The sequence below is a fragment of the Bacillus mycoides genome (genome assembly GCF_000832605.1).
In the GTDB taxonomy this organism is placed as follows: domain Bacteria; phylum Bacillota; class Bacilli; order Bacillales; family Bacillaceae_G; genus Bacillus_A; species Bacillus_A mycoides.
Genome location: NZ_CP009692.1, coordinates 3,489,075 through 3,511,061, shown reverse-complemented (window position 1 = coordinate 3,511,061; position 21,987 = coordinate 3,489,075). Strand labels below are relative to the sequence as shown.

23 protein-coding genes and 1 pseudogene are annotated in these 21,987 nt (G+C 32.3%); 17 read left to right on the top strand and 7 right to left on the bottom strand.

Annotated elements, in window-relative coordinates; translation table 11 throughout:
- Positions 1-19: 19 nt before the first annotated feature.
- The 3 genes and pseudogenes from BG05_RS19845 (at position 20) to BG05_RS29950 (ending at position 2,875) form a co-directional block, all read left to right on the top strand.
- Positions 20-964, top strand: coding sequence for a GNAT family N-acetyltransferase (locus BG05_RS19845; RefSeq protein WP_003189157.1), 945 nt, complete (start codon positions 20-22; stop codon positions 962-964).
- 186 nt (positions 965-1,150) lie between these two features.
- A complete protein-coding gene (locus BG05_RS19840; RefSeq protein WP_002168410.1) occupies positions 1,151-1,663 on the top strand; it encodes a GNAT family N-acetyltransferase in 513 nt (170 codons plus the stop codon).
- 306 nt (positions 1,664-1,969) lie between these two features.
- Positions 1,970-2,875: pseudogene (locus tag BG05_RS29950) on the top strand (DUF2935 domain-containing protein).
- Between the two features lie 201 nt (positions 2,876-3,076).
- Here the strand turns inward: BG05_RS29950 and BG05_RS19825 are convergent.
- A complete protein-coding gene (locus tag BG05_RS19825) occupies positions 3,077-3,967 on the bottom strand; it encodes a DMT family transporter (protein WP_003189166.1) in 891 nt (296 codons plus the stop codon).
- Between the two features lie 114 nt (positions 3,968-4,081).
- Here BG05_RS19825 and BG05_RS19820 point away from each other — a divergent pair, with 114 nt between their 5' ends.
- The 4 genes from BG05_RS19820 (at position 4,082) to BG05_RS19805 (ending at position 8,086) form a co-directional block, all read left to right on the top strand.
- The gene (locus BG05_RS19820) at positions 4,082-4,699 is read left to right on the top strand and encodes a helix-turn-helix domain-containing protein (RefSeq protein WP_002031957.1); all 618 of its coding nucleotides are present in this window, start codon (positions 4,082-4,084) and stop codon (positions 4,697-4,699) included.
- A gap of 486 nt (positions 4,700-5,185) precedes the next feature.
- A complete protein-coding gene (locus tag BG05_RS19815) occupies positions 5,186-6,136 on the top strand; it encodes a hypothetical protein (RefSeq protein ID WP_002168407.1) in 951 nt (316 codons plus the stop codon).
- A 241-nt stretch (positions 6,137-6,377) separates the two neighbouring features.
- Positions 6,378-6,527, top strand: coding sequence for an aspartyl-phosphate phosphatase Spo0E family protein (locus BG05_RS19810; protein WP_002012842.1), 150 nt, complete (start codon positions 6,378-6,380; stop codon positions 6,525-6,527).
- Positions 6,528-6,685: 158 nt separating this feature from the next.
- The gene (locus BG05_RS19805; RefSeq protein WP_002168406.1) at positions 6,686-8,086 is read left to right on the top strand and encodes a protoporphyrinogen oxidase; all 1,401 of its coding nucleotides are present in this window, start codon (positions 6,686-6,688) and stop codon (positions 8,084-8,086) included.
- A gap of 65 nt (positions 8,087-8,151) precedes the next feature.
- On the opposite strand, the gene BG05_RS19800 is transcribed toward BG05_RS19805, so the two are convergent.
- Complete coding sequence (locus BG05_RS19800) at positions 8,152-8,700, bottom strand: hypothetical protein (RefSeq protein WP_003189172.1); 549 nt, start codon at positions 8,698-8,700, stop codon at positions 8,152-8,154.
- A gap of 230 nt (positions 8,701-8,930) precedes the next feature.
- Here BG05_RS19800 and BG05_RS19795 point away from each other — a divergent pair, with 230 nt between their 5' ends.
- Entirely contained in the window at positions 8,931-9,482 is a 552-nt protein-coding gene (locus tag BG05_RS19795) for a GNAT family N-acetyltransferase (RefSeq protein WP_002031946.1), read from the top strand.
- Positions 9,483-9,525: 43 nt separating this feature from the next.
- Here the strand turns inward: BG05_RS19795 and BG05_RS19790 are convergent, their stop codons facing one another.
- Both BG05_RS19790 and cspD read right to left on the bottom strand, forming a co-directional pair.
- Positions 9,526-9,711 carry a cold-shock protein gene (locus tag BG05_RS19790; RefSeq protein ID WP_000286202.1) on the bottom strand — a complete coding sequence of 62 codons (186 nt, stop codon included), beginning with the start codon at positions 9,709-9,711 and terminating at the stop codon, positions 9,526-9,528.
- An 86-nt stretch (positions 9,712-9,797) separates the two neighbouring features.
- The gene (gene cspD / locus BG05_RS19785) at positions 9,798-10,001 is read right to left on the bottom strand and encodes a cold-shock protein CspD (RefSeq protein WP_002012849.1); all 204 of its coding nucleotides are present in this window, start codon (positions 9,999-10,001) and stop codon (positions 9,798-9,800) included.
- Between the two features lie 382 nt (positions 10,002-10,383).
- Here cspD and BG05_RS19780 point away from each other — a divergent pair, with 382 nt between their 5' ends.
- From BG05_RS19780 to BG05_RS19770, 3 genes are all read left to right on the top strand, one after another.
- Positions 10,384-11,280, top strand: coding sequence for a CPBP family intramembrane glutamic endopeptidase (locus tag BG05_RS19780; RefSeq protein WP_002127344.1), 897 nt, complete (start codon positions 10,384-10,386; stop codon positions 11,278-11,280).
- Positions 11,280-11,939 carry a nucleoside/nucleotide kinase family protein gene (locus BG05_RS19775; protein ID WP_003189178.1) on the top strand — a complete coding sequence of 220 codons (660 nt, stop codon included), beginning with the start codon at positions 11,280-11,282 and terminating at the stop codon, positions 11,937-11,939. The genes BG05_RS19780 and BG05_RS19775 overlap by 1 nt, the downstream gene beginning before the upstream one ends.
- A 256-nt stretch (positions 11,940-12,195) precedes the next feature.
- Positions 12,196-12,801, top strand: coding sequence for a PRK06770 family protein (locus tag BG05_RS19770; RefSeq protein ID WP_002127350.1), 606 nt, complete (start codon positions 12,196-12,198; stop codon positions 12,799-12,801).
- Between the two features lie 105 nt (positions 12,802-12,906).
- On the opposite strand, the gene BG05_RS19765 is transcribed toward BG05_RS19770, so the two are convergent.
- Positions 12,907-13,779, bottom strand: a complete 873-nt coding sequence (locus tag BG05_RS19765) for a LysR family transcriptional regulator (protein ID WP_003189181.1) — start codon at positions 13,777-13,779, stop codon at positions 12,907-12,909.
- A 129-nt stretch (positions 13,780-13,908) separates the two neighbouring features.
- On the opposite strand from BG05_RS19765, the gene BG05_RS19760 reads away from it, so the two are divergent.
- Positions 13,909-14,952 (top strand): aspartate-semialdehyde dehydrogenase, encoded by a 1,044-nt coding sequence (locus BG05_RS19760; protein ID WP_002168402.1) that lies wholly within the window; start codon positions 13,909-13,911, stop codon positions 14,950-14,952.
- 246 nt (positions 14,953-15,198) lie between these two features.
- Here the strand turns inward: BG05_RS19760 and BG05_RS19755 are convergent, their stop codons facing one another.
- On the bottom strand, positions 15,199-15,492 hold the full coding sequence (locus BG05_RS19755) for a hypothetical protein (protein WP_033733961.1): 294 nt from the start codon (positions 15,490-15,492) through the stop codon (positions 15,199-15,201).
- A gap of 943 nt (positions 15,493-16,435) precedes the next feature.
- Between BG05_RS19755 and BG05_RS19750 the strand changes: the two genes are divergently transcribed.
- Entirely contained in the window at positions 16,436-16,756 is a 321-nt protein-coding gene (locus BG05_RS19750) for a heterocycloanthracin/sonorensin family bacteriocin (RefSeq protein WP_033730069.1), read from the top strand.
- 308 nt (positions 16,757-17,064) lie between these two features.
- Here BG05_RS19750 and BG05_RS19745 read toward each other — a convergent pair whose 3' ends face one another.
- Positions 17,065-17,967 carry a LysR family transcriptional regulator gene (locus BG05_RS19745; RefSeq protein ID WP_087944759.1) on the bottom strand — a complete coding sequence of 301 codons (903 nt, stop codon included), beginning with the start codon at positions 17,965-17,967 and terminating at the stop codon, positions 17,065-17,067.
- Positions 17,968-18,096: 129 nt separating this feature from the next.
- On the opposite strand from BG05_RS19745, the gene gabT reads away from it, so the two are divergent.
- The 4 genes from gabT to BG05_RS19725 all read left to right on the top strand — a co-directional run bounded on the left by gabT (position 18,097) and on the right by BG05_RS19725 (position 21,903).
- Complete coding sequence (gabT, locus tag BG05_RS19740) at positions 18,097-19,422, top strand: 4-aminobutyrate--2-oxoglutarate transaminase (RefSeq protein WP_002031963.1); 1,326 nt, start codon at positions 18,097-18,099, stop codon at positions 19,420-19,422.
- Between the two features lie 14 nt (positions 19,423-19,436).
- Positions 19,437-20,126 carry an MOSC domain-containing protein gene (locus BG05_RS19735; protein ID WP_002168398.1) on the top strand — a complete coding sequence of 230 codons (690 nt, stop codon included), beginning with the start codon at positions 19,437-19,439 and terminating at the stop codon, positions 20,124-20,126.
- Positions 20,127-20,388: 262 nt separating this feature from the next.
- Positions 20,389-21,273 carry a GNAT family N-acetyltransferase gene (locus BG05_RS19730; protein WP_003189191.1) on the top strand — a complete coding sequence of 295 codons (885 nt, stop codon included), beginning with the start codon at positions 20,389-20,391 and terminating at the stop codon, positions 21,271-21,273.
- 33 nt (positions 21,274-21,306) lie between these two features.
- Entirely contained in the window at positions 21,307-21,903 is a 597-nt protein-coding gene (locus BG05_RS19725; RefSeq protein WP_003189192.1) for a DUF1349 domain-containing protein, read from the top strand.
- The last annotated feature ends 84 nt before the right edge of the window (positions 21,904-21,987 follow it).

The following is a 21,987-nucleotide window of genomic DNA, read 5'->3' as shown; positions in this document are numbered from 1 at the left end:
AAGTTATCGGTTTATAACAATGAAGGGGAAAACAAAAATGACAATAATATCTATAGAAAAAGCTACAATTTTAGATGCTGAAAAGTTAACAGAAATAATGAAAAGAACATTTGATGAAGAAGCAAAGCGATGGTTATACGGCCAAGGTGATGTAATTGATTATAACATTCAACCGCCAGGATATTCTTCAGTTGAAATGATGAAATATTCAATTGAAGAATTGGATACTTACAAAGTGATAATGGATGAAAAAGTAATCGGGGGAATTATAGTTACGATCTCTGGTAAATCGTACGGAAGAATCGATCGTATTTTTGTAGAGCCTTTTCTTCAAGGAAAAGGAATTGGATCGCGGGTTATTAAGTTAATAGAAGAAAAATTTCCGAACATAAGGATTTGGGATCTTGAAACATCTAGTAGACAAATTAATAATCATCATTTTTATAAAAAAATGGGCTATGAAATAATTTTTAAATCTGAAGATGAGTATTGCTATGTAAAAAGAAAAAATGTAGATGCAGTTGGAGAGAACCTAATTAAAAATAAAGATATGAAAAATGGTCAATACGAAAACTGTAATTTGGTTAATACAGAATATTATCAAGTAAATTTAAAAAATAGTGCATTTGTTGGTAGTAATATAATGCATATGAATATGAGTAATTGTAATATAAGTCAATCAACCTTTAGAAATATTAATTTTAGAAATTCCTCATATGCAGATTTAAATATTTCTGGCAGTAAATTTAATTTTGTGACTTTAGGTGGAGTTCAATTTAGAGATACAAGCCTTGGAGAGGATAAAGATCCTATTTCATTTGATAGATGTGATTTGGAAAGTACTACAATACGTAGTAGTAATCTGAAAAATATTGAAATAGAAAATTGTGATATTACCGGTATGAAAATAAATGGTATTTCAGTAGAAGAACTGCTTGAGTTGTATAATAGGGTGAAAAATTAAATAAAAAATCACTTAGCATATTCTAAGTGATTTTTTCATTTTGAACGAGAGGGAATATAAGAGATGATGTTCAAAAAGCGAATATTATATCGAAATAATTATATAAAAATAACACAAAGAAATAAGGGTTGGCAGGATTTTAATATGGGATATTAGAATATGAATATTTGAATGGAGGGGAGAAAGATGGAGATTAACGTTAGAGCAGTAGAAATACAAGATGCTAGAGCAATTCATCGTATATGCATACAAGATGATGTTTTACCTTATATGGTTTTCTTACCTAGTATGCGTGTAGATGCAATGGAGAATAGAATTCGAAATTTAGCACAGAATCAATTTGAATTTGTAGCAGAATATGATGGAGAAGTTGTTGGATTTGTCGGTTTAACCCAAAGTCCAGGGCGAAGATCTCACTCGGGTGATTTATTCATCGGAGTAGATAGTGAGTATCACAATAAAGGAATTGGAAAAGCACTTCTTACAAAAATGCTTGATTTAGCTGATAATTGGCTAATGTTAGAACGAGTGGAACTTGGTGTATTAGAAACGAATCCTAGAGCCAAAGTATTATATGAAAAATTTGGATTTATCGAAGAGGGTGTAAAGGTTGGGAATTTGAAGGCTCATGGGAATTTTGTTAACGAAATCATGATGAGTCGTTTTAGACCAAATGGTTTGATTGTACATAATAAATAGGGGTGTAAATTGAACAGAAATATCGATTTGTTTTGAAAAAAGTATGGCAAAAGGACGCCATGCTTTTTTCAGTTTATTAAAAATAAAGAACAATTTTTATTTAAAGGATGTTTTAAAGGATGAAGCATTAGGAATCATCTCAATCCGGAAAGCATATGACTTAATAGAATCTATTTCTATGTGCAAGGGGAATGCATATGTGGAAATTTCAAAAACCTTGAAAAAACGATTGCATAAGTATATTTAAATTTTATTTATTTTCATACATAGTATAATTGAGCATTCCAGGAACAAGGAGTGATTGTAATGTCGACAGACCAACCTATTCCTGGACATTTTATTATGGACCCACAGCGAGCTATGCTGTTGCCACCGGAATTGAAAGCAGCTCCATCTGAATCATTAACAGAACAATTATTTATTGAACGATCTATAACTGAAAATAGATTTTGGTTACGTATTATGAAAGAGCATGCTTTGTTTCTTGGTGAGGGGTTTAATCGTAACGATAAAAATTTAATTCAGTAAGTAGAACAGTTTTATAATCAGTTTGATAGGCAGCTGCAAAAAGCATTTACTATTCCACAAACTGTTCAAGCGGTAAGGCAATTAAATGAAGAGAGTATTCAGTTAGTGTATGCTTTTCGTAATTATAAAAGAAACTTACTAATTTTAATCATCAATTGTAAAGTGAAAGGGTTTAATTTTCCACTTTTAGTGGATCATGTTGCACGAGAAGCGGAATATTTTATGCGGACACTTCAAAAGTTTAATGAAGGCAAGATGGATCCTATTCAAGATGCGATTATTAGCGAGAATGTTTTCTGGTTACGAATTATGATGGAACACTCACGTTTTATTGGATCATTACTGGATCAATCGGAAAGAAATCTTTTTCATACAGCGTTGAAATTCGGTGATGATTTCGAAATTTTGCTTAACCAAGCTAGAGATGTTGAATCGATGTTATATCAAAAAGAACCGACATACCCGATTATAAGAAAAATGAATAAAGATAGTGAAAATGCCACTGTTGAGTTAAGGGATTTCAAAAAAGCAGGATTAGAGTTAATTCAAACATGTCAAATCCGAAATGTCATAAATCCATTGCTTGCTGATCATGTTACAAGAGAGGCAGAGCATTTCCTCTTCATGATTCATGTATTGGAGCAAAGGCTAAAGCAAAAGCAGGTGGAACAATCTCCGCAATAATAAATAAACAAGGAAAGCATGGCAAACTAATGTCATGCTTTTCTTGTTTATCCCGCTATTTGTCGGCAGTAAAACTCTCATCTCAAAATTTGGCTGGATCAAAGAAGTTATGAGGGAGAAAAACTGTCCGTAAACGCCCTATTGGTGAAGGCTAATAATCAGCGGGGGATGAACAAAACCCCCACTGATTAAAGTTTCACTTTATAAATTGTGATTTGATTGTTTCGGTTGTAATAAAAATAATGCTAATCCAATGAAAATAAGTAGAATTCCTAGTCCTTGCTGTAAAGAAATTGTTTCATCTAAAATGAAATAGGCTAAAATACAAGTTCCAATTGTCTCTCCTAAAATACTCATCGAGATAACAGTAGCGCTCATCCATTTTAATAACCAATTAAAAATTGTTTGTCCTAAAATCGTTGCAATGAATGCAAGACCTATAAAGGACCACCATGTTTGTGCAGTGTAATTGAAGAAAGATGACTGCTGTGTGAAAGCAAATATACCGAGAAAGAGTGAACTACTGCCATAACTAATTACCGAGTACGGTATTAGGGATAGGTCTTTACGAACATATTGACTAATGAAAAAGTAAGCTGTTATGACGCCAGCAGCAATAAAAGCTAAAATATCGCCGTATAAAGCCTCGCCACTAATTTGAAAATCTTGCCACCCAATCACGATACTTCCTGAAATTGCAATAAGGCAGCCTATAATCGCACCTTTCGTAAACCGTTCCTTAAATAAAAAATAACCACCGACCATTGAAAATAAAGGTTGCAACGTTACGATAACTGTAGAACTTGCTATGGAAGTATACTGTAATGATTCAAACCATAGTACATAATGAGCTGCTAGAAATAATCCAGATAAGAGTCCAAATCCCCATTGCTTTTTTGATAATGAGCGAAGTTCGCTTCGATTGTTTGTATTAAATATTAGAAACGGTAAAAGAATTACCGTAGCAAACAATAATCGATAAAAAGCAGTGATTGCTGCAGGGGCATCGGCTATTTTTACGAAGATAGCTGAAGTAGATAAGGCGAACACGCCGAAAAATAAGATGAAATATGAAAGAATAGGTGATTTCAAAGTTTGTCCCTCCGATTGGTTGTTTATTATAATGAACTGTATATAATATAATGTACAAAAGTTAGTATATAAGCCTAAGATGAAATAAGGAAGGATTAATTGCCACTGTTTAGTATGTCAGCACAAAAGGGACAAAAGATGTATTATGATGGACGAAAGGAAGTTGTAACAATGATTCATTATCGGCTAGGTCAAACTGTTTTAAGTTATCGTAAGAAAAATAATATGACAATTCGTGAATTTGCTGATTATGCAGGAATCAGTACTTCACTTATTAGTCAAATTGAAAGAGGACATGCCAATCCTTCTTTAAATGTATTGGAATTAATAGCGAAAGCATTAAATGTACCGCTGTTTACTCTTTTTATTAATGATATCGATACAGACTCACTTATTTCTAAGAAGAAAGATCGGAAAAAAGTATATCGAGAAAATAATGATCATATTGTTTATGATGTGTTAACACCAGATTTTATGAAAGCTCGCATTGAAATGTTAATGATGGATTTAAACGGATATGCAAATACAACAGAAAGTCACTATTCCCACGAAGATAAGGAAGAAATTGCAGTTGTAATGAAAGGGGAAGTGTATGTGGAATTGGAAGGGAATGAATATTTTTTAGAAGAAGGAGATGTTGTGCGTATTCCACCGAACGTGAAACATAGATTTTTGAATAAGAGTGATGAAATGAATCACATCTTATTTGTATTAACACCTTCGTTAAGCTAAGGAAGTAGCTTAAGGATACATACTAAGTGGTAACATAATAGAAAGTATCAATTACATAAAGATTCGCGTGTATAATAAAACAACTATCTATAAATACATACACATTTGATTTTCACTTTGTATGTTTAAGAAGATGAGAGATTTGACAAAAAAATAAGATAGTTCCATGACTATCAAACCAAATAATTCAGATAAACAAAGAGTGGAAATTTTTAAGGCTTTGGCAGGAGTAAAACGAGAAATTGTTCGTTATGTATTTCATAATCAAAACAATCACAATTGTGGAAGATTGAGACTGCATTAGGGATGAATAAGTATCATCTCAAAATATTATTAGAAGCAAATTTAATTCTTGTTGAGCGACAGGGGCAATTTTAATTTATAACTGTAAAGGAGGAAACTTTTCAAGAGTTTTCACCTGGCTTTTTGCCGACTTTGTAGATGCTAAAAAACCATTTTTATTAGGGTTTAGAGGGGATAAGAGAGATGGAAAATATAAGTGTATTAAAAGATGGGCTTTCAATTATATCTCAATGTAAAAAAGAAACAAATGATATTTGGCATGCACATTTCGGAGCAGCTGCCATTGCTAGTTATTTTTTTACGAAAAACAATAACATTGATGAAAAAACTGCCTGTAACATTTATTCTCAAGCGAAAATGATGCTCCATAAGCAAAGGTTAGGCGAAACAATTGATAATAAACAAGGTGTCGATTATCAAAGTGCTGAAGAAACGATAATTAAATCTTTGGAACAAACGATTGATGAACTCCATTGGGTTGGTCATAATGTAATTTACGCTTCTTTAAGTTTACTAGCCATTAAGGAGTTAAGTCATTGGGGGAGTGAGCAAGATATTAATAATATAGCAAACCTTATATTATCGTTTCAAAAAACAATTCCCGGTAGATCTTGGATTGGTTTTACAACTAAAGAAGTAAAGCAACTAATTATAAATAATGAGGAGATTCAAAGCGAAATTAAAAACCCAAAGCAATTATCTGAATTTATTTTAAATGAATTATCTGAATTTAATGTTATATATAAGGCAGAATCACATCAAGATTTAATTGGTCATATGCTTACCTTCTCACATGCGATTAATATATTATATGACTTAGGGCATATAGAATTATTTCAACGAGGAATAAAACCACTATTAAAGCTAGTTTATGTACTTAGAAAAAGTCGCAATTTAATGCCGAATGCCCAAATAATATTGAATTCTCCTGTAGATCGTTTACCTCTTACAAAAGCAAAACAAGTTGATACACTTCCGCTAGATAATGCATTCTGGCTTAAAGACTACAGCGAATTTAATTGGGATTTTGGGCACATATTTAAATTTTCATATAGCTATTTTGATCACTTAACAAGGGTTCCAGAATATAAAGATAAAACATTTGAGAAATTCTGTTGTATTATTAATGAGTAAAAGTGTCTAACTTTAAATTAATAGTAAATGGTACACATTCATAAACTAACATATTTATAAAAAATGGTAGAAAATTATAATGACCTGTAATAATAGGCTTAGTTTAAGTCTCTTTTTTTGTTAGTAGTATATTGTTTTTTCAAATATGTAAGATTTTACATTAGCATGAGACTTTTACTTATTATGTAAGTAGGCTATACTAAAATACATATATTTTGAAATTGGAGCGAATAAAGACGATATGGAATTAGTGAAGTTAGAAAAAATAATTGAATTGAAAAAAGAAGAATTATTGAATCTAGTCTCAAATTATGGACTTCAACATGAAAAAGTAATAGCACTCAGCCAAGAAATTGACAAATTAATAAACTGGTTTATGTTTTTAAAATAGAAAGAACTATGACGTGAGTTGAATATGTTATAGTTCTTTTTTATTCATATATATTGTCTAATTTCTTACAGAATGCGCAAGCTGCTAGTCGACTATGATAATTTTTGGTTATAATAATAAAGGAATTATTAATTGTATCGGTTAGGGGCGCAGCAAATATGAAAACAGTCGTTGTCATCGGTGGAGGTATTACTGGACTTTCTACTATGTTTTATTTAGAAAAATTAAAGAAGGATTATAATATAGATTTAAATTTAATCCTTATTGAGAAAGAAGAGTATTTAGGTGGTAAAATCCACAGTGTGGAAGAAAATGATTTTATTATGGAATCTGGAGCAGATTCTATTGTAGCTCGTAATGAACATGTTTTGCCGCTTGTAAAAGATTTAAATTTAGAAAATGAAATGGTATATAACGAAACAGGTATTTCTTACATATACTCTGATAACATATTACATCCAATTCCTGCTGACACTATATTTGGGATTCCTATGAGTGTTGAATCATTATTTAGCAGTACGCTAGTCTCAAAAAAAGGGAAAATCGTTGCTTTAAAAGATTTTATTACGAAAAATAAGGAGTTTACAAAGGATACATCACTTGCTGTATTTTTAGAAAGCTTTTTAGGGAAAGAATTAGTGGAAAGACAAATTGCACCTGTGCTTTCAGGTGTATATTCTGGTAAATTGAAGGAGCTTACAATGGCATCTACGTTACCATATTTACTTGAGTATAAAAATAAATATGGAAGTATTATTAAAGGTTTTGAAGAGAATAAAAAACAATTTCAGTCAGCAGGAAATAAAAAGTTTGTATCATTTAAAAGTGGACTATCTACGATTATTAATCGCTTAGAAGAAGTGCTGACGGAGACTGTCATTAATAAAGGTGCTGTAACAACAGTGATAAGTAAAAAAGGGGATCGGTATGAGGTTTCTTTTGCAAATCATGAGACAATACAAGCTGATTATGTCGTTTTAGCAGCTCCACATGATATCGCACAAACGTTATTACAGTCTAATGAGTTAAATGAGCATTTTAATAAATTTAAAAATTCATCGCTTATAAGTATTTACTTAGGTTTTGACATACTAGATGAACAACTACCGGCTGACGGCACAGGTTTTATCGTAACGGAAAACAGTGATTTACATTGTGATGCTTGCACATGGACAAGCAGGAAGTGGAAACATACATCTGGTAAACAAAAGCTATTAGTAAGAATGTTTTATAAGAGCACTAATCCAGTATATGAAACGATCAAAAGTTATAGTGAAGAAGAATTAGTACGAGTTGCTTTATATGATATTGAAAAGAGCCTCGGAATTAAAGGTGAACCGGAAGTAATTGAAGTTACAAATTGGAAAGATTTAATGCCGAAATATCATTTAGAACATAATCAAGCTGTTCAATCATTACAAGAAAAATTGGCCGTGCTTTATCCTAATGTATACTTAGCTGGTGCTTCATATTACGGTGTAGGAATTGGTGCTTGTATTGGAAACGGAAAGAATACTGCCAATGAAATAATTACGACATTGAATGAACAGTCAAAATAATAATATTGAATACATATGTAAATAAAATGTCCCTCCAACATAATGGAGGGACATTTTATTTGTAATTATTTAATATTAATTACAATCTTTTTATGATTGGCTTTATTCTCTTTAATAGTTAATGTTATTTTTCCAGATTCTTCAAAGGAATACGGTGAGAGCCGATAAAGTTCTTTAATACTATGTTTTTCTTTTAAATTATTTGTAGGAATTAATGTTATATTAGGCTTCCATGTTTCCTGTTTGCCTGAAGGGTAGTCTACTATTATTTCTGGATTATTTAATTGTATTGTTTTCCAAGAGACAAAATACAGTTCAACTTCTGCATCTTTTTTTAGTAATTCTTCTGAGAAATAACCAAACTCACCAACATTACCAAAAACAGTGAAATTTTGATTTTGCAATTTAATATCTAAATATCTAGGTTGATATGTTGCTGCGTGATACATTCCGTATGAAAGAGAGAGTGTGGCAGCGATTAATATACCAACTGAAAATGTCTTAAAGCTATTTCCTTTAAAACTTGTCATCATAAATGAGTTTGGTGTGAATTTTTTTGCGAATAAAAAAATGAGTAAAATGAGCAAGAGGGATAAGCCAATGAAAATATACATAAAGTTTAAGTACCTCCGTAAGAAATATTTACTGTTTTTCTATATTTTAACATGAGAGGGTGTAAATTAGGGGTGGTTTTTAGAGGGGAATTAATAAATACAACGAAGTTATATATTATTAATAGGATAAACATCGCTAGAAATATTTGATTTGTGGGACATTAAGGACTTTCCTAATTATAAATACTTTTTCTGCTATAATAAATGAGTAGAGAGAAAGGAGTGATCCTATGGTATTTCCTATGTTAGAAACAGAACGCTTGCGCTTAGTTGAAATAGAACAATCTTATTGTCAAAAAATATATGAAATATTCTCATTAGATGAGGTAACGTGTTATTACGGTATGAATTCTTTTACTGAGTTTGGACAAGCTTCACGTATGATTGAATCTTTTTCAAAAAATTACTTTGAGAAAAAGGCAATGCGTTGGGGGATTGTATTAAAAGACACAAATAATTTAGTAGGAACAATTGGATTAAATAATTTACAACTTTGGAGTAAACGCTCAGAGATTGGATATGATTTGCATCCTCGTTATTGGGGGAATGGTTATGCTTCTGAAGCTGCTCGAGAAATTATTACTTATGGATTTCGAGATTTAGGCTTATTTAGAATTGGAGCTATTACATATCCTGAAAATATAACTTCGTGTAATATGTTATCTAAATTAGGTTTTCAACAAGAAGGGCTGTTACGTGGATACATTCATCAAGGAAATAAACAACACGATGCATTAATGTATTCTATTGTACGAACAGATGTAGAGGATATTCATTATTAATAAAAAAGCCCCTCTTATTTAAAATAAGAGGGGCTTGTAAAAATCAACCTATTTTAGGTAATAAACGTTCTCCGCTTTTCATACTACTTTTACATAAAGGGCATTTAGGCTCTTCTTCAAATGAAAAGTTCTTTCTCATCCATCCTAAACAATCCTCTGATTCACATTCCCAAACAGGGGTTTGTTCTGGTGGTACTTCTGCTACATCGTTCTTTCGATTGCGATACATGTAACCACTCCTTTTATGTAAAAATTTTTAGTTATATATTAAAAAGGTTGTTAACCGAGCTGGTAACAACCTTTTTATTGATTGAATTATAGCTTTACAACGTTTTTAGCTTGAGGTCCACGGTTACCGTCTTCAACTTCGAAGCTAACTTCTTGACCTTCGTCAAGAGATTTGAAGCCGTCGCCAGTGATAGCTGAGAAGTGAACGAATACGTCGCTACCGTCTGCAACTTCGATGAAACCGAAACCTTTTTCGCTGTTAAACCATTTTACTTTACCTGTTAATGTCATGGTAATGCCTCCTAAAATTTAAAAAGATTACAATATGATCGGCCTTATTCGATTGAAAATAAAAGTTCACATATTATCAAAAATCCATAAGGAGTACAAAATATTCCTGATTGATACTTGATAATATGCAAAGAAAGTATAGTGCTAAATTGACCTTAATTACTATCTTACAACAAATGGTGGGAAATAGCAAGTGCTGGTAATACCAGTGAATGAATTGGGTGATACTGGTAAAAGGCACGAAGACATCTCTTTTATTTATATATTATTCCTAATCTGAATTTATTCCAAACAGAAATCATTTATTTTAAAAAATATGTTTAAGGGAAACGATATATATTTTAAGAATACAGATGATTACAATAATAAGGAGGATAGAATATTGCTAAATAAACAATTTAAAATAATTGAAGCAGCAAAAGAAGGAAGAAGAAAAGTTCATCCTATTTTCGCTGTTATACTTGCAATTGTATTTTTAACTTTAGGTGAATTTTTCATGTTGTTTATGCTTTTTTTACCGAAAGCAGATACATCATTTGTAAAGGCAATTTATAGTAATATTGAGATGATATTAACGTTTGGTGGGGCTATATTTTTTATTTTTTTATGGATTAGGTTTGTAGAGAAAAGGTCATTTTCATCTATTGGTTTTTGGAAAGTGCAATGGATGAGACAGTATTTGAGAGGTGCGTTAATAGGATTTGTCTTCATTTCAATACCAGTAATTGTACTTGTATTAACAGGTATTGTAAAACTACAAATGCAACAAATTACGGCAACCGCCATATTTGGTATTGTAGGATCTTTAATTGCTTTTTTAATACAAGGTGCAACGGAAGAAATTATTGTACGAGGCTGGTTGTTTCCAGTTATTTCTGTTAGAAGTCGTATATGGGTTGGGATTATAGTGACGTCCTTTTTATTTGGTTTTCTTCATTTACTTAATCCAGGTATTACAATTCTTTCAATATCGAATATAATATTAGTTGGTGTATTTGCAGCTTTTTACGTATTAAAGGACAGTAGTCTTTGGGGGATTTGTGCATGGCATTCCATTTGGAATTGGGCACAATATAATGTCTATGGTTTTGCAGTTAGTGGCATGACGATATATTCAACACCACTATTTAAACCTGTAACAAATGGGTCAGAAGTGCTTCATGGAGGCTCATTTGGTATTGAAGGTAGTATCATTACAACAATAATGCTTTCTATCGCTTCAATCGTTTTATGGAAACAGTTATGGGGGCGAAAAGTGAAACAACGAGATATTAGCTAATGAAAGAGGGAGAAAATATGGGGATTGTAGCGTTTGAGGGAGCGAGCGCTGTTGGTAAAAGTACAACATGTCGTGAATTAGAAAAAAATTACGGTGCATTTATTATACCTGAAGTTAATCTATTATTTGAAAGACCAAAAAATGAACATAGAACATGGTATTTTGAAAAACAAGTAGAGCGCTGGAAAATAGCAATACAGAAGTCTCAGCAATATGAATTAGTAATACTCGATGGGGATATATATCAGCCACTTAGTTATAATTGGTGTTTTCGTTTTGATATATTTAATCAGCCGTTATCTTTAATAGAAAACTTTTATAAAGAAAAGATGATAAATAGAGAAATTGGTTTTCCAGATCAATATTTTTATTTATATACAAGTGATGAAGAGCTTAGAAAACGGAAAGAGTTTGATGGGACGAAAAAAAGAAGAAACTTTGAAAAACATTTACATATATCTAAAGCATTTCAGCGTTATTATGAAAATCTCAATACCGTCACAGACGGGTACTGTAAATTGATTGAAGCAAAAAGTATAAAGTCGAATGAATTAGAAATTGTGAAAAGTTTAAACAGCTTAAAAGTATGTGAAGAAAGACGTTTTGATGTTTCGAGGTTAGATGCTATTACGGAGTGGTTAAAAGAAAATCGTGCATAAAGTAAAAACAACGAGTGTTTTAGAAGGCGCTCGTTGTTTTTTTGTTTCCATATAAATATAAAGGAAAATTTTGTAGAATATCTTTATTTTTTAACAGAATAATCTTTCAATTTCACGAAAAAAGAAATATAATATAAGGAAATATATATAAATAATATGATAGGGGATGGGATGAACTATTTTGAATGAAGGAACTGTTTTATATAAGAAATAATGAGGTAGTAAGAACAGAGATATTTGGGAGGAAACAAGCAAGATGAAAACATTATTTAAAATCATAGGAATTATAGCTGGTATGGCGGTAATCGGGGTAGGTGTAACGTATGGTATGCTGTATTATCTGAATAATAGTAAACCAGCTGCGAAAAAGGCATCACCAGCCGCTCCGGCAGTAGAAGTGCTAGCTGATAGTAATGTAAAAGCCGAAGATGCAAAGATATTAGAAAATGGAAATTATTCATTGCCGAATAGTGGTTTTAATAAAAACTTCAAATGGACAGATGAGAACATACAGACAGCATTACATGAAATGGCACATCAAAAAGCGAAAGCTGATCAAAAATGGGGCTATATTTTTATTACACAAGAACGTATTGAAAGTTTACTTGAAATTATAAATAGTAATGATGTTGCACAAAAAAGTACATATGTGGATATTTTAGAACGATGGAAACAAGGAAAATATGAAAAGGTTGATGTGGACCACAACAAGATTTGGAAATTACAAAGTGGGAATTTAGGAGAAGGGAAAGGAGTAATGTCAGAAAAGGAGCAAAAAGAATTAATTAATCAAGTTTTTATACAAAAAGGTACATATTCAGGTAGTAAATTAATTGCAGGTGAGGTACAAGCTAATAAATAATATACATATTGATTTTGAAACACCTGTATTGTTATGAACACAAATGTTTTAACAAAAATGAGTAATTGCTTTTTAGAGCAGTTACTCATTTTTGTAATTACTCGCTTACTTTTCTATTCTCTCTAATAATGTAAGAAACGATTGCAAAACTGGGGATATCCATCTAGATTTATGATAGATTACGTGGCTTTGAATGACGGCTGAAGTTTCGATGGGCTGAAAACAGAGTTGTTCTTTTTGATTACTTTCTTGTACAACGATGTAAGGGAGAATAGAAATTCCTAACTCACACATAACGGATTGTTTAATGACTTCAACATTGGAAGTCTCAAATGTTTTATTAGGATTTCTTCCGCTTTGACGTAAAAAACGATCTACCATTGGTCTATAGCCACAGCTTTGTTCTGTAAATATAAATTGAGTATCTTGTAATAAAAGGAGTGGATCAGTGTTTGAAGGGAAATGAGCAGGGAAAATCCATCCAAATGTTTCATTACATAAATTGCACGTAATAAAATCATTATGCTCTATACTTTCTCCAATTATGAAGATAACATCGGTTTCTCCTTCATGTAATTTTTTCAATGCTTGCTCATTGGTATTTGTCTCAAGTACGATATTTACTTTCGGATTTTCCTGTTTGTAAGTACGTAATAATTGTGGTAACCGATACACTGCCAATGATTCATTAGATGTAATAGCCAATGTTCCTTCTAAATGGTCACTGTTTTGAGGGATTTCTTGCGCTTTATCATAAATAGTAAGTAATTCTAATGCATACGGATGAAATTGATGACCTGCTTTTGTAAGAAGTATTTTTTTTCCTAATCGATCGAATAGGGGAATGTTTAAATCGTTCTCTAATGCTTTAATATGGGCTGTCACAGTAGATTGCGCATAACCTAATGCATGAGCAGCTTTAGAAAAGCTACCATATTTAACAATGGCACAAAATGTTTTAACATGTCTCATTTCCATAAATGATACCTCTTTTATTATCATGATTTGTGAATGATTATATCATGTATTTCAATTTTTCAAATCATTAAATTTCTTTTAAAATTAAGTTGTGGAGAAATTCATTCAATTGAAATTGGAGGAGAAAAAATGAGTGAAAAGAGCTATCATGTAGCTGTAGTTGGAGCTACAGGCGCAGTAGGGCAAAAAATCATTGCATTGTTAGAGAGAGTAACGAAATTTAATATAGAAGAAATTACATTACTCTCGTCAAAACGATCTGCTGGTAAGATAGTACAATTTAAAGGACGAGAGATTAAAATACAAGAGGCAAAATCAACTAGTTTTGAAGGTGTAGACATTGCCTTTTTTAGCGCTGGGGGAGAAGTTTCTAGACAATATGTAAATCATGCAGTTTCTAGTGGTGCAATCGTAATTGACAACACAAGTGAATACCGAATGGCACACGATGTACCACTCGTCGTTCCAGAAGTAAATGCACATACTTTAAGGGAACATAAAAGGATCATTGCAGTTCCGAATTGCTCAGCACTACAGATGGTAACAGCTCTTCAGCCAATTCGAAAATCATTTGGTTTAGAACGAATTATTGTTTCAACGTATCAAGCCGTATCAGGCTCAGGAATTCATGCGATTCATGAATTAAAAGAACAAGCTAAGTCAATGCTTACAGGTGAAGAAGTGAAGAGCACTATATTACCAGTGAAAAAAGATAAAAAACATTATCCAATTGCATTTAATGTATTGCCGCAAGTGGATATATTTACAGACAATGATTTCACATTCGAAGAAGTAAAGATGATTCAAGAGACGAAGAAAATTTTAGAAGATCCAAATCTGAAAATGGCAGCTACTTGCGTCAGAGTTCCAGTTGTATCGGGGCATTCTGAATCAGTTTATATTGAACTTGAAAAAGAAGCGACCGTTGCAGAAATTAAAGAAGTACTACTGAATGCACCAGGTGTTATTTTACAAGATAATCCTAGTGAACAAATTTATCCAACGCCATTATATGCAGAGGGTAAAAGAGATACATTTGTAGGTAGGATACGTAAAGATCCTGATACATCAAAAGGATTCCATCTTTGGATCGTTTCTGATAATTTATTAAAAGGTGCTGCTTGGAACTCAGTTCAAATCGCAGAGACATTGGTGGAAAATGGGATTATTTAGTATGGATTTATATAAATATTGAAAATAGAAGGATATTTGGGAAACCGTTAATGATAATGGTTTCCTGTTTTTTACTTAATGAGTATTTTCCTCTTACTTCAATTAAAATTTAATTTAAGTTAGTTTTTATAGTGTTTTTATAAATATCAACTTTATCTGCAGAGAATTTTAAAAATCTAGGCTCTCCGTTAATTGTGAGATTAATATTAAGTGATAAAGGCATTTCAACCTTTTTCACTACATCTTCTATAGCAATATACTCATCTTCTTTTTCGTTATAAAAACAATGGAACTAATTAATACCTCATTATTTTCAATATCAATACTACACATCATAGGGAATTTCTCATCATTATGTATTATTAATTCGCCAAGTACTATTGAACCGTTTAATTCTTCTGTAAAATTTATTATTTCCACTGGTTTTACCCACGTTTCATCGCACTCTTCATTTTCCGCTTCATCTATTGCCCATTCCCATATTGGGTTTTGTTTCAGGTCCTCAATAGTTAATTCATCAATTGGTTTGCTATTACACATTAATATATACTCCTTTTGCCATGAAAATGGATGAGTAAAAAATTTATTCATTAATTGTAAAATGTCGCTATTTGCAATCCTATAAATACAAGTTTGCTCGTTTCAATAAATAGTTGATCGCAAATAAGAAGTTTCGATGTAGAGTATTATCCATTTGATATTATTAAATCTAGTTTTGTAATGTTGAACTTATTTTTACAACCTATTAAAAGTCTATTCTTACAGTAATCTTAACAAGGTTTTAACTAGACAGTAAATAATGCCTTTTGAAAAGGAAAACCGTGGTTGTGATGGGGGAAATAGCAAAAAACATCGCTGATTTGCCATTCATAAAAATAGACTTTTCTTAGCAGAAATCACTAATTATAAATACTTATAAAATTAGCTCTGATATAGCAGATATTGAAGCGAAGAAAAATAAAGATGGGAGTGCATATTGGAAATACGAAGATGACCAAACAAAATTATGGAATATACGACTATAGAACTAGAAAATGATGACATAAATCTAAATATTATTGTTTAAATTCATATTTTATAATGTCCATTTAGCCCGCATTAACTGCCCGTAAACCCCCTCTGATTAAAGTTTCACTTTATAAAAATGAGCCCATAGTAAAAATAACCTAAAAATAGGCATATGAACAAGGTGCATCATCTAGTGATAGGTCATATTTTGTTGGTGTACGTATTGAACTTAGTTTATCCCGCTATTTGTGGGCAGTAAAACTCCCACCTCAAAATTCAACTGGAGCAAAGAAGTTAGGTGGGAGCCCTGCTGCCCGTAAACGCCCGATTGGTGCGGGCTAATAATCAGTGGGGGATGAACAAAACCCCTACTGATTAAAGTTTCACTTTATAGCGCTATTTCTACTTAGATTTAACGAACAGAAATATAGGAAAGTATCGATGGGGTTTTAGTTTATAAACGGAGGTCATGAAGATGAATAATTTTCAACAAGAACTACAAGCGTTAAGCCTTAATGATTATCAGCCTGGAAATATTGTGTATTGGGACCAGCAAAACCAATATCCATATTACTATATTACAGATGATGCTCGTCGCTGTGGCGGCTGTGGCGGTGGTCGTTGTGGTGGTTGTGGTCGTTGTGGCGGTGGTCGTTGTGGTGGATTCCGTTGTTTTGGTTGCTTCGGTTGCTTTAGTTGTTTTGGTTGTGGTGGTTGCTCTAATTGCTCTAATTGCTCTAATTGCTCTAATTGTTTTGATGGTTTTAATGGTACTACTGTAACATTTGAATATTGATAAGAGACAAAAAGGAATCCATTTTGAAAAAAGATTGATCGAAACGGATTCCTACTTTGTGAAGCATTATATAATTTTTATAAAAATGTGCTAACAAGTTTGCAAACGGACTTGCTAACACCTATACGAAATAGACATAAAATATCGCTGATGTGTAGCTTAATAATACGATAATAATTTAGCACTTATAATGAATAATAGGTTATTAGAAAAGAAACCATAAAATGTAATGTTTTATATCATTATAAAAAGAGATTATTCTAATAGGTCGTTGTGTAACGGCTGCATAGGATAATCTCTTTTTATGCTTATTTTTGTAAAGAATGTACTGTTATTTTGAGTTGCTCAATAAATTTCCGGGTAGCAGCGCACATATATTTATCTCTTCTATAAATAAGTCCTATATCTATTGTTGGAGTGGGGTTTTCAATTTTAATAGCTTGTATGTGCTCATTTTGCAAAAAGTCTATATACGGTTTTGGTAACACGGTAATCCCCATACCTTGTGCGACCATTTGAATTAAAGATTCCATTGTACTAATTTCTAAAATTGGCTTTGGTTTAAAGTTAAAGTTTTGGCAATGAGATGTAATTAGTTCTGTTAAATAGAAATTTTTAGGTAGAAGAATTAAAGGATAGTCCTGTAATTCTTCAATAGATACATACTTACGTTCAGTTAAAGAATGGCTGGTTGGCACAACTAATGTAAGTTCACTTTTATATAGTGGGATAGAAACAATCTCTTTATCTTGCACCGGGAGAAATGTAATACCCATATCTAATTCATTTTGTAATAATTTTTCACGAATTTCTCCTGTACGAAGCCCCAACACAGAGAGTTCGATATTTGGATATTGCTTATTGAAATCTAATATAGCTGGTGGTAGTAAATAATTTACTACGGTTAACAAAGATCCTATTGTTAAGGAACCATGATGTAATCCATTTAAATCTTGAATGGCAGAACGAGCTTGTTCGACTTCGTGAAAGATTGTTTTACAGTGCGATAATAAAACTCTTCCTGCTTCAGTTAAAGATATTTTTTTACCAATTCGATCGAAAAGTGGCATGCCTACTTCATGTTCTAATGCACGTATTTGTTGGCTTAGTGAAGGTTGTGAAATATTTAATTTCTCGGCTGCTTTTGTGAAATGTAATTCTTTCGAAACAGCTAAAAAGTATTCTAATTGTCGTAATTCGATTGAAATCACCTCAAGTTTAATCATAGGATATACCTATCATTATTATATAAATAATTGAATTGAACAATGGTTTTGTGGGATATATAATCACTTTATCAGAAATGGATTGATTAAAAAATTAGATGAGGTGAAGAAGAATTGTTGAAATCTAGTGTATTACCGGGCAGTTATTCACAAGTACTTCAAAAAAGGTATGAGGAGGCCGTACCGACAGGAATATATCATTTAACGCCTTTATATGTAAAAGAAGCAAGGGGAGCGATAATAACAGATGTAGATGGAAATCAGTTTATTGATTTTGCTGGTGGAATTGGTATGCAAAATGTTGGACATTGTCATCCGAAAGTTGTAAGAGCGGTACAAAAACAAGCAGAATCATTTATACATCCTTGTTTTCATGTAACTCCATATGAAAATTATATTACTTTAGCGGAGAAAATTAATGAGAAAGTGCCAGGTACAAGTAAGAAAAAAACGATGTTTGCCAATAGTGGTGCGGAAGCGATTGAAAATGCTGTAAAGATCGCACGTAAAGTAACAGGGAGGAGTAAAGTAATTTCGTTTGAACGAGGATTTCATGGGAGAACATTAATGACAATGTCTCTATCGACCAAAGAAACTCCATATAAAGCAGGATTTGGTCCGTTCGTTTCAGACATGCATATATTGCCGTATCCGTACTATTACAGAGCTGAAGAAGGAGTTTCTCCTGAAGAAGTGGATTCTCAAGTCATCTATCAGTTTGAAAAGTTTTTAGAAGAAGTATCACCTGAAAAAGTAGCAGCGATCGTAATGGAACCAGTACAAGGAGAGGGTGGGTTTATTGTTCCTTCCATTTCATTTGTAAAACGATTACGAGAAATTTGTAATCAATACGGTATTTTAATGATAATGGATGAAGTGCAAACTGGATTTGGCCGAACAGGGAAATGGTTTGCAACGGAACATTTTCATATAGAACCTGACATAATGACTTTGTCAAAATCAATTGCTGGCGGTTTACCATTAAGTGCTATTGTCGGTCGTGCGGAGTTGATGGACATTCCTGGGAGAGGACAAATTGGTGGAACTTTTGCCGGGAGTCCGTTATCATGTGCAGCCGGTCTTGCTGTATTTGAAATAATGGAAGAAGAAAATCTAGTTGAAAGGGCTCAGCAAATTGGAAATAGAATAATGTCACATCTACATCAAATGCAATTAAAGTACGAAATGATTGGTGATGTTCGTGGAATCGGTGCGATGGTTGCAATGGAACTTGTAACGAATCGCATAACGAAAGAACCTGCAAAAGAACTAACAGTAAAGCTAATTGAAGATTTTTGGAAGAATGGGCTTATAAGTATTGGAGCGGGGATATTTGATAATGTACTACGCTTTTTACCACCTCTAGTTATCTCAAACGAAGAAATAGATAGAGGATTTGAAATAATAAATGAGTCTTTTGAAAAGTTGTGCCGCAAGTAAGAGGAGGGATTTGAATGACTAAAGTATATGAAATCCTATCTTTAAATCTAGGATTGCCAAAAGAGGTTATGTATGGTGGGAAGTTAATTCAAACAGGGATAAATAAAAAGCAAGTAAAGGAACCTGTTTTTTTATCATTTTTAAAGTTTAATGGAGATGGACAGGCGGATTTAGTTCATCATGGAGGGGTAGATAAAGCGGTTTGTGTTTATACTGGTGACCACTATCCTTACTGGGAAAAAGAGTTGAATCAGGAACTTGTATATGGGGCTTTCGGTGAAAATATAACAGTAAGCGGAATGCGTGAAGAAGATGTTTGTATTGGTGACACGTTTCAACTCGGAGAAGCGATTGTACAAGTAACGCAGCCAAGACAACCTTGTTTTAAACTAGCCAAGAAATATAATATTCCAAAGTTGCCATTATATTTTCAAGATACAGGATACACAGGTTTTTATTTTCGAGTATTAAAAGAAGGGTGGATATTACCGGTAGATACTTTAAAATTGTTGAAGCTTGATCCAAAAGGTGTGTCAATTTTGTTTGCGAATCGCATAATGCATAAAGAAAAACAAAACTCTGAAGGATTAAAAAGGATTTTAGAAGTAAATGCACTGTCTACTAGTTGGAGAAAGACGTTTGAAAAGCGAGTGAAGGGAGAAGAAATTAGTACGAAGGAGCGACTTGAGGGAACCAAAGAATAGGTGAATTATATTTGCATAAAATGGTGTATTTCTATTATCGGAAAGATAAGTAGGAAGCACCATTTGTTATATAATAAATATGATATTATTCAAAAATCTTAATACTAGTTTATTCGACTTGTTTTTTAATAATCAAAACATAAAATAAATTAAACCATTTTTAAAAGTTTTATGATACTATATTGATTTGAAAGGCCTATTTTTTGAGAGTAGGTCATATAAGTATATCTAAATTAATGGAATCGACGTATGGAGGGACAACATGGGCAATGTTGAAAAAATGGCAAACTTTCTATTAGAAGAACCGAGAAGAGAACAGTTATTTCCTTTATTTGAAGAAGTGTTTGGGATTACGAGCCAAACATTGCAGGATTTTTCAGAGAAAGGGTATTGGGATTATACATATAAAGCATTATCATTTTTACAAGATGATAATGCGATTGCAAATGTTGCGGCATTTTCACTTCCGCTTTTAATTAATGGTGAAAAAATAAATGCAACGGGTATTCAATCAGTAATGACACATCCGAATTATCGTAGACGAGGATTAATGAAGCAATTGTTTAGTAAGATAATAGAGGAAATTGATGAGCAATGCGAGTGTGCGGTCTTGTTTACTGAAAATCCGGAACTATATAAACCATTTGGTTTTCAAATTGTGCAAGAATATTTGATGACAGTATCATACGAAAATAAAGGCTACAAAGATTCTCAACTTAAAAAGTTAGATTTTTATAATGAAGAGGATAGACAATTAATACATGAGATTATTGAAAATGGCCAAAGGCTTTCTAATAAATTTTCAACGTTAAATTACCGCTCTTCGTTTTATTTAAATATGTATGATTCAACATGGAATGAAAACCTTTATTATTCAGAGAAATTAGATGCGCTGATTGTTTTTACAGTAGAAAATCAAAAACTAAAATTATTTGGAGTATTTGCGCCGGTAATTCCGATTTTAGATGAATTATGTGAGGAAATCTCTGGGGAATTTACGGAGATTGAATTTTATTTCTACCCAGATCAATTAGGAATTGATGATGTACAATATACAGAATTACAGACTAGTAAGTATTTAATGGTTCGAAGTAATAAAGAATTAGATTTTAAAGGTTATAAATTCCCGGTATTAACTGAGTTTTAAATATTAATTTAAAAGCTTTTTTATGGAGGAATTATGAAAACATCATATATACCAAATCATATTGAGCAACTTACTGTAATGAACGCACCTAAATTTTACAAACTTGAAGACAATGATACATTCATTGTCCATTCGAAAGAAGAAACAGATTTTTGGCTGAAAACCCATTATGGTTTTGAAGTAATGAATGGCCATGTATTTTATGATGAGATAATGACAGATTTTCAGGCTGAGGTTCAATTGCGCATGAATCCAAATGCGACATACGGTCAAGCGGGTTTATTTGTTATGATTTCTGAGAAGTGTTGGTTAAAAACATCTTTAGAATATATTCCTGAGGGCCCATCACATTTAGGTGCTGTCGTAACGAATAATGGCTATTCTGATTGGTCAACGCAAGACTATCCAAATGAGTTTGCTAAGCAACAATTACGTTTTCGAATTATTCGAAAACTTGGCGATTATACAATATATGTGAAAACGAGTCAGCGATGGGAACAAATAAGAATCGCTCATTTGATGGAGGACATAGGTAATGGGCCTGTTAAAATTGGTTTTTATACGTGTAGTCCTTCTGAAAATAATGGATTCGAGACCGAGGTTTTCGATTTTAAAATTGAACAAATATAGATGGGAAAACCGCATTCTTACTAAATGAGAATGCGGTTTTTATTAAGTTAAAGAGTATTCACATCAACTGGCAGTGAAAATGCC

Bases quoted from the DNA above. Each gene is read 5' to 3' on its own strand.
- BG05_RS19735 (WP_002168398.1), top strand. From the start codon at position 19,437: ATGACTAAAGTATATGAAATCCTATCTTTAAATCTAGGATTGCCAAAA.
- BG05_RS19845 (WP_003189157.1), top strand. From the start codon at position 20: ATGAAGGGGAAAACAAAAATGACAATAATATCTATAGAAAAAGCTACA.
- BG05_RS19725 (WP_003189192.1), top strand. From the start codon at position 21,307: ATGAAAACATCATATATACCAAATCATATTGAGCAACTTACTGTAATG.
- BG05_RS19840 (WP_002168410.1), top strand. From the start codon at position 1,151: ATGGAGATTAACGTTAGAGCAGTAGAAATACAAGATGCTAGAGCAATT.
- BG05_RS19770 (WP_002127350.1), top strand. From the start codon at position 12,196: ATGAAAACATTATTTAAAATCATAGGAATTATAGCTGGTATGGCGGTA.
- BG05_RS19805 (WP_002168406.1), top strand. From the start codon at position 6,686: ATGAAAACAGTCGTTGTCATCGGTGGAGGTATTACTGGACTTTCTACT.
- cspD (WP_002012849.1), bottom strand. From the start codon at position 10,001: ATGACATTAACAGGTAAAGTAAAATGGTTTAACAGCGAAAAAGGTTTC.
- BG05_RS19730 (WP_003189191.1), top strand. From the start codon at position 20,389: ATGGGCAATGTTGAAAAAATGGCAAACTTTCTATTAGAAGAACCGAGA.
- BG05_RS19810 (WP_002012842.1), top strand. From the start codon at position 6,378: ATGGAATTAGTGAAGTTAGAAAAAATAATTGAATTGAAAAAAGAAGAA.
- BG05_RS19820 (WP_002031957.1), top strand. From the start codon at position 4,082: ATGTCAGCACAAAAGGGACAAAAGATGTATTATGATGGACGAAAGGAA.
- BG05_RS19750 (WP_033730069.1), top strand. From the start codon at position 16,436: ATGAATAATTTTCAACAAGAACTACAAGCGTTAAGCCTTAATGATTAT.
- BG05_RS19800 (WP_003189172.1), bottom strand. From the start codon at position 8,700: ATGTATATTTTCATTGGCTTATCCCTCTTGCTCATTTTACTCATTTTT.
- BG05_RS19815 (WP_002168407.1), top strand. From the start codon at position 5,186: ATGGAAAATATAAGTGTATTAAAAGATGGGCTTTCAATTATATCTCAA.
- BG05_RS19775 (WP_003189178.1), top strand. From the start codon at position 11,280: ATGAAAGAGGGAGAAAATATGGGGATTGTAGCGTTTGAGGGAGCGAGC.
- BG05_RS19760 (WP_002168402.1), top strand. From the start codon at position 13,909: ATGAGTGAAAAGAGCTATCATGTAGCTGTAGTTGGAGCTACAGGCGCA.
- BG05_RS19790 (WP_000286202.1), bottom strand. From the start codon at position 9,711: ATGTATCGCAATCGAAAGAACGATGTAGCAGAAGTACCACCAGAACAA.
- BG05_RS19755 (WP_033733961.1), bottom strand. From the start codon at position 15,492: ATGTGTAATAGCAAACCAATTGATGAATTAACTATTGAGGACCTGAAA.
- BG05_RS19795 (WP_002031946.1), top strand. From the start codon at position 8,931: ATGGTATTTCCTATGTTAGAAACAGAACGCTTGCGCTTAGTTGAAATA.
- BG05_RS19765 (WP_003189181.1), bottom strand. From the start codon at position 13,779: ATGGAAATGAGACATGTTAAAACATTTTGTGCCATTGTTAAATATGGT.